At 70.1% G+C, this 6,431-nt stretch carries 5 protein-coding genes and 2 pseudogenes; 3 read left to right on the top strand and 4 right to left on the bottom strand.

Going from position 1 to position 6,431, the window contains the following annotated elements; all coding sequences use genetic code 11:
• Nucleotides 1-318 (top strand): annotated as a pseudogene (locus GEV28_RS26410) (excinuclease ABC subunit UvrA); the annotation flags it as partial.
• 60 nt (nt 319-378) lie between these two features.
• Here the strand turns inward: GEV28_RS26410 and GEV28_RS26405 are convergent.
• Both GEV28_RS26405 and GEV28_RS26400 read right to left on the bottom strand, forming a co-directional pair.
• A complete protein-coding gene (locus GEV28_RS26405; RefSeq protein WP_291414922.1) occupies nt 379-1,119 on the bottom strand; it encodes a hypothetical protein in 741 nt (246 codons plus the stop codon).
• Nucleotides 1,112-1,729, bottom strand: coding sequence for a sigma-70 family RNA polymerase sigma factor (locus tag GEV28_RS26400; RefSeq protein WP_291414921.1), 618 nt, complete (start codon nt 1,727-1,729; stop codon nt 1,112-1,114). Before GEV28_RS26400 ends, GEV28_RS26405 begins: the two co-directional genes overlap by 8 nt.
• A 27-nt stretch (nt 1,730-1,756) precedes the next feature.
• Here GEV28_RS26400 and GEV28_RS26395 point away from each other — a divergent pair, with 27 nt between their 5' ends.
• A complete protein-coding gene (locus GEV28_RS26395; protein ID WP_291414920.1) occupies nt 1,757-2,224 on the top strand; it encodes a hypothetical protein in 468 nt (155 codons plus the stop codon).
• A complete protein-coding gene (locus tag GEV28_RS42555; RefSeq protein WP_367115194.1) occupies nt 2,214-2,972 on the top strand; it encodes a cytochrome b/b6 domain-containing protein in 759 nt (252 codons plus the stop codon). The genes GEV28_RS26395 and GEV28_RS42555 overlap by 11 nt, the downstream gene beginning before the upstream one ends.
• Nucleotides 2,973-3,190: 218 nt before the next feature.
• Here GEV28_RS42555 and GEV28_RS26390 read toward each other — a convergent pair.
• A pseudogene (locus GEV28_RS26390) lies at nt 3,191-4,720 on the bottom strand (tannase/feruloyl esterase family alpha/beta hydrolase); the annotation flags it as partial.
• 134 nt (nt 4,721-4,854) lie between these two features.
• Nucleotides 4,855-6,411, bottom strand: coding sequence for an AMP-binding protein (locus tag GEV28_RS26385; RefSeq protein ID WP_291414926.1), 1,557 nt, complete (start codon nt 6,409-6,411; stop codon nt 4,855-4,857).
• Nucleotides 6,412-6,431: the final 20 nt, after the last annotated feature.

Raw genomic sequence — 6,431 nt, 5'->3', positions numbered from 1 at the left:
CGGCAGCGGCTCAAGCTGGCCACCCACATGGCCGAGAAGGGCGGCGTCTACGTCCTCGACGAGCCGACCACCGGCCTCCACCTCGCCGACGTCGAGCACCTGCTCGGCCTGCTCGACCGGCTCGTCGACGCCGGCAAGTCGGTCATCGTCATCGAGCACCACCAGGCGGTCATGGCGCACGCCGACTGGATCATCGACCTCGGCCCCGGCGCCGGCCACGACGGCGGCCGGATCGTCTTCGAGGGCACACCCGCCGACATCGTCGCCGCCCGCTCCACCCTCACCGGCGAGCACCTCGCGGCCTACGTCGGCTCCTGACCGGTCAACCGGTTGTGGGCCCTCAGCCAGCGCGGTTGACCACATCGTTGCTCGACGTGATCACTGTGGTGAGGGCCAGGAAGTGAGGGTGGCCGTGAGGGTGACCCCGCTGGGGCTGGTGAGCTGGATGTAGTTGATCTGGTCGATGTTGGCATCGATGGTGGCGCCGGCGCCGCAGTTCGCGGTCTCGGCGCGGCAACTGGCGACCCTCCTCGTCCAGGTGTCGGTGGCGACGACGACGTCGTAGGGACCTGGTTCCGGTGCCCGACCGAGGACGGTGAACACCCAGGACGGTTCGCCTTCGTAGACGAAGACGTGACCGACCTGGACGCCGGCGGAGTCGAGCAGCGGCGCGGCGGTGAACTCACGCCCGTTGGCGATGTCGAGGGTCTCGCGATACCCGGCGGCGAGCTCGCGGTCGTCGGCGGTGGCCTGCCAGACGGCGCCCGCTGCGCCGGCGGCGATCACCACCGCGGCGGCGGCCATGGCCAGGGACCGCAAGACCCTGCGTCGCCGGCTCGGTACGACCACCGCGGGTGGCACGGTCGTGGTCTGCGACCGGTGGCCCTCGCTCGCGATGCGGGCGAGCACGGCGCTTTCAAAACCGGCGGGCGGTTCGTGCTCGGGTGCGACCAGGAGGACCTCGTCGGCGACCTTGGTGAGCTCCGCGAGCTCGCGGCGGCAGTCTTCGCATCCGGTGAGGTGGCTGAGAGCTCGGGCCCGGTCCGGTCCGCTCGCCGCGCCGGTGGCGATCTCGGCCAGGGTGTCAGCGATGTCGTGGCTGCTGTTCGGTTCAACCATGACTCACCTCGAGGATCGTGCGCAGCCGTGCCAGTCCGGTTCGGATGCGTGTCTTGGCGGTTCCAAGTGGAATCTGTTGCCGTTCCCCGATCTCTCGCGCGGTCAGGCCGAAGTGTACGGACAACACCACTGCGACAGCCTGTTCTCGGGGGAGCGCCCGCAGCGCGGCGGTGATGCGCTCGCTGTCGTCGACCCGGTCGCTGTCGTTGTTCGGGGCGACCATCATCTCCGCCATCGCGGCCGGGTCGGTCGGCAGTTCCCGGCGTACCCGGAGCACGTCGATGGCAAGGTTGCGGGTGATGGTGAGCAGCCACGTCGAGGCCTGAGCGCGCCGGGCGTCGTAGTTGCCGGCGTGCCGCCAGGCCCGGACGAACGCCTCCTGCGCCACCTCCTCCGCGACGGCCGGAACACCCACGACCGACAACGCCAGGCCGTAGACACGGGCCTGATGGCGCCGCACGAACGCGGCCATCGCGTCCGCGTCGCCGGTGGCCATTCCCGCGAGCAGGGCTTCGTCCGACACTCCCACGCCCCTGTATACGGCACCCGGTGCCAGATGGATTGAAGCAACCTCAATCCATTCGACCGGTTCGCTCGTATCACACCACACGAACCGACGAGCCAGATCGGAGACATCATGCCCAAACCCAGGTTGTTGTTCGTGTCCGCCGCCGTCCTCGCGCTCGGTCTCGCGGGGTGCGGCAGCACCGACGAGGCGGGAACCACCCCCGAGGCGGGAACCGGCGACGGCCCGTCGGTCAGGATTCTCCAGCCGGCCGAGGGTGACGCCCTGAGCGTGCCGTTCACTCTGGTGGTGGACTCCAGCGAGGCGCTGGGCACCACCGAGTCCGGGAACCACCACGTCCACATCTACTTCGACGGCGACGACAGCGCCTACGAGGTCATCGAGTCCGGCAACGGCGAAGAGCACGAGATAGGCGCCGACTCCCCGGCCATGAAGGGCCTCGAGCCGGGCGAACATGTCCTCAACATCTCGCTCCGCAACGCCGACCACTCGGCGGCCGGCGCGGAAGCCGAGATCACCGTCAACGTCGAGGGCGGCGGCTCCGACGACACCGGTGGCGATCCGGGTAATGGCTACTGAGCCCGGCCGGACGATCGAGCGCAACAACCGCCGGACCCGCTGGCTGCACGCCGCGGTGTACCTGACGGTGCTGGTGCTGCTGGGCACCGGCTGGTGGCTGACCCTGAAGCAGGAAGGACGCCCGAGCTTCCTGGCCGAGCTCATCGGCCGGCCGGACACCGAGATCCACACCGCGGTCGGGTGGGTGTTCACCGCGGTCGCCGCCCTGGGCATCCTGTTCGGCCGGCGCGCGGCCCGGACGCTGTTGACGGACTCGGTGCGGTTCCGCCGCACCGAGCTCCGGTGGTTCGCACGGTGGCCGATGGCGGTCTTCACCGGCCGGTTCGGCCGCCACGAGGGTCACTTCGACCCTGGCCAGCGCATCGCCAATCTCGTCATGGTCGTCCTGCTGCTGGCGTTGGTCGTCAGCGGGATCGGCTTGTGGGCCTCCTCCGGCGGACCCGCGTTCGTCTGGTTCAACCGGATCCACCGGTGGTCCACGTACATCTTCACCCCGGTGATCGTCGGCCACGTCCTCATCGCCGCCGGCGTCCTGCCCGGGTACCGCGGCGTGTGGCGAGCCATGCATCTGGGTGGCCGACTTCGCCGACGCGACGCCGCCCGGGTCTGGCCCGCCTGGCTGGAACGCGCCAGCACCGACACCCCGGAGGAACACCGCCCAGGCGCTGGGTCGGAGCTGCCCGCGGGCGGCGGCGACCTCCGCGACCGCGACGAAACCCGGTCCCGACATGGTCGCGAGCCGGGATAGTCCGCTGATCCCGACCGGGCCGGCCGGTTGGTCACCGCGACCGCTGCCACGGCGCGCGGCGACATGGCCGACCGGGGTCGCCGGTGTGGTGTCCGGCCGCATTTGAGGGTGGTGCCTTCCCAACGGCACCATTCCTGGTAACCGGAGCGGAAGGGCGCGCCGAGCCACGGGTAGGTGTCGTCGTGGGTGTGCGTGGGCATCACGCCGGTGAAGTTGGCCGCGTCGTCGATGCTGCCGGTGCCGGTGTACCTGGTCTCCATCGGGTACGGGTAGACCGGGCGGGTGCGGACGACCTGGTCCGCGACCTTCTTCGACGCGACCACCCGCGTGGGTGCGGGGCCGCCTTCGACCCAGTCGTAGAGCGGGGTGAACAGGTCGAAGGTGGCGGGTCCGTAGCCGCCGCCGCAGTGGTAGACGCCGGGGAACATGTACAGCCGCGCGAAGCTTTGGGTGGCGCGGAGTCCGCCCATCCGTTCCGTGACGGCGTTGTAGTAGGTGAGGCTGCTGGCCGCGGGGATCGCCGGGTCCGACCAGCCGTGCCAGATGATCAGCTTGCCGCCGCGGTCGCGGAAGCGAGTGAGGTCGGGGTCGGTGGAGTCGTAGATCCCGCTCATCCGGCGGAGCCGGTTGAAGGTCTTCGTGTCGAACTTGTGGTCCTGCAGGGTGAACGAGGCCGGTGGGTTGTTCCACGAGCCGAAGTACCTGAGGTAGTTGAGGCCCAGGGCGCCGAGCACGCCGGTCTGGCCTGCGGGGGCGACGACATAGCCGAGCCAGCCGAGCTCGGAGCCGCGGGGAAGACCGGCCGGGTAGAGGCGGCGTCCGCGGTCGTCGACCGGGCCTTGGTAGAACTTGCGGACCACGGTGACCTGCGCCGCGGTGAGGCAGCCGCTGTCCGCGCCGCGGCAGCGCAGAGCGGCCGGGTCGAAGGTGCAGTCGCGGGGTTCCTGGATGAGCCCGTCCTCGAGGCCGTCGGTCGTGTCGCAGGCGGCCATCACGCTGTCGTGCAGGAGCCGGAGCTTGTCCTCGCCGAGGATCTGGCGGCCGGCGGAGTCGGCGTTGACCACGGCGATCCACGGGAAGAACTCGCCCGCCAGCGCGGCGAGGTTGTTGCCGGGCGCGCCGGCGATGATGCCGTCGAAGTCGCCCGGGAACCGCTGGGCCTCCATGAGGGCCTGGCGGCCGCCGTTGGAGCAGCCGGCGAAGTAGGAGTGCCGGGGCCGCCGGCCGTAGAAGGCCTCGATGACGGCCTTGGCCGCCACGGCCACGACGTGCTCGGACCGGTAGCCCATGTCGACCCGCAGCTGCGGGTCGGACCGGGCCCAGAGCCCGTCGGTGGAGCCGGCTCCCCGGTGACCGCTGTTGTCCGCGGCGAGGGCGACGTGTCCGTCGTCGGGCGGTGCGCATCCGCCCGGCAGCCCGTGGTTCGGGTTGTCGGGGTCGGCGAAGCCGCAGAAGCCGCCGCAGCCGAGCTGGAGATAGCGGCCGGTCCAGCCATCGGTGGGGAGCCGCAGTTCGAACTCGACCTGCGGGGTGACGTATCCGGTGACTCGGCAGAAGGCGGCCTTCTGTGGCGTGGCCGCGACCGGTGTGGCGGTGAGGATCCTCGTTGGCGCGTCACGCAGGCCGGCGAGGTCGAGCGTGGCGAGCTGCTGGCAGCTGACCTCCGGGGCGATCTCCGATGTGGCGGGTGTGGCGGTGCCGACCGGGTCGCTGCTGGCCCGGGCGGCCCCCGCAACGAGCGTCACCATGACCAACCCGATGAGAACGCGTGCGCTTCTCGCGCGCACGAGACGAGCCCTCTTTGTCATCGTGGGTCCTTTCCGGTGCTGGACGAATGGGCCGTGGCGGACGTGGCCGACCTGGGCCCGACCTCTCCCCTGCCTCAGCCGACCTGGCGCTTGCGGCCGGCCCAGTACGGGGCGCGTAGCGTCTTCTTGTCGACCTTGCCGGCGGCGTTGACCGGCAGCCCGGTGACGAGCTCGACCGTCTTGGGCGCCCACACGCTGCCCTTGCGCTCCTTGACCAGAGCGACCAACTCGTCCGGCGTCGCTGTCATGTCGGCCTTGGTCACGACGAACGCGGTCACCGCCTCGCCCCACTTCTCGTGCGGCACACCGATCACCGCGCACTGCGCGACCGCGGGATGCTCGAGCAGGACGTCCTCGACCTGTCGTGGGAAGACGTTGAACCCGCCGGTGACGATCATGTCCTTCTTGCGGTCGACGATGTAGACGTAACCGGCGTCGTCGAAGTAGCCGATGTCGCCCGAGTGCACCCAGCCGTCCCGCATCGCCTCGGCGTTGCGGGACTCGTCGACGTAGCTGATCATCTGCCCCTCCTGCCGGGCGCAGATCTCGCCGATCTCCCCGGTGGGCAGGACGTTGTCCTCGTCATCCTGAATGGACACGTCGACGTGGAGCATCGGGCGCCCGGCCGAGGCGAGGCGGTCGACCCACTCGTCGGTGTCGACGCGGTGCTCCTCCTTGCGCAGGCAGGTGGTGTAACCCGGTTCACTGCCCGCGTAGCTCTGGACGAAGATCTGGCCGAACACCTCCAGCCCCTGCCGGAGACGTTCGGGGGCCATCGGCGAGCCGGCATAGATCATGGTGCGCAGCGAGGACAGGTCGAACTCGGTGCGGCGCGGGTGGTCGAGCAGCAGATACAGGATCGTGGGCACGATCGCGGTGGCGGTGACCTTCTCCCGGCCGACCACCTCGAGCAGCGCCTCGATGTCGAGTCCGGGCATCATCACGTTCGTGCCGCCTCGGACGAAGGTGGGCAGCACGAAGGTCTGGGTGAAATGCGTCAGCGGGGCGACGTGGGCGAACACCTCACCCGCGCGGGTGTCGCCGATCTCCAGTCCCGCGGTGACGGCGTAGTGCGACCAGCTGCGGTGGGACTGCAACAGTCCTTTCGGGACACCGGTGGTGCCGGAGGTGAAGGCGACGTAGGCGATGCCGTCCTCGTCGATGTCGACGGCCGGTGCCGTGGCGGGCCGGCCGCCGAACGCGTCGTCGTAGTCGACGACATCGGCTGCCGGGCCGCCGCCGAGCCGGATGAGCCGGCGTAGCGCGGGAAGCTCCCCGCGGATCTTGGCGACCGCCTCGTCGAACCGGGCGTGGTAGACCACTGTGGACGCACCGGACTCGGCAAGGAAGAACCGCAGGTCCTCTGCACCGGCCCGGGTCGGCATCTGCACCAGTGCCGCCCCTGTCTTCCAGATGCCGTACTGGGTCGGGATGAACTCCAGCGAGTTGGGCATCAGCAGCCCGACCCGATCCCCCTGCTCGACCCCGAGGGAGACCAGACCGTTGGCCACCCGGTTGGCCCAGGCACCCATCTCCCGGTAGCTGATGCGGCGGTCACCGTCGACGACTGCGGTGCGGTCCGCGTGATAGGTGCACGCGCGGTCGAACACTCGGGGCAGCGTTCCCCACATGGACACGACAACTCCTCCTC

The organism is Actinophytocola sp., assembly GCF_009379765.1.
GTDB lineage: Bacteria > Actinomycetota > Actinomycetes > Mycobacteriales > Pseudonocardiaceae > Actinophytocola.
This window is presented reverse-complemented; position numbering and strand designations above follow the sequence as displayed.

Coding starts and splice junctions, on each gene's coding strand:
- GEV28_RS26395 (WP_291414920.1), top strand. CDS start 1,757: ATGCCCAAACCCAGGTTGTTGTTCGTGTCCGCCGCCGTCCTCGCGCTC.
- GEV28_RS26385 (WP_291414926.1), bottom strand. CDS start 6,411: ATGTGGGGAACGCTGCCCCGAGTGTTCGACCGCGCGTGCACCTATCAC.
- GEV28_RS42555 (WP_367115194.1), top strand. CDS start 2,214: ATGGCTACTGAGCCCGGCCGGACGATCGAGCGCAACAACCGCCGGACC.
- GEV28_RS26405 (WP_291414922.1), bottom strand. CDS start 1,119: ATGGTTGAACCGAACAGCAGCCACGACATCGCTGACACCCTGGCCGAG.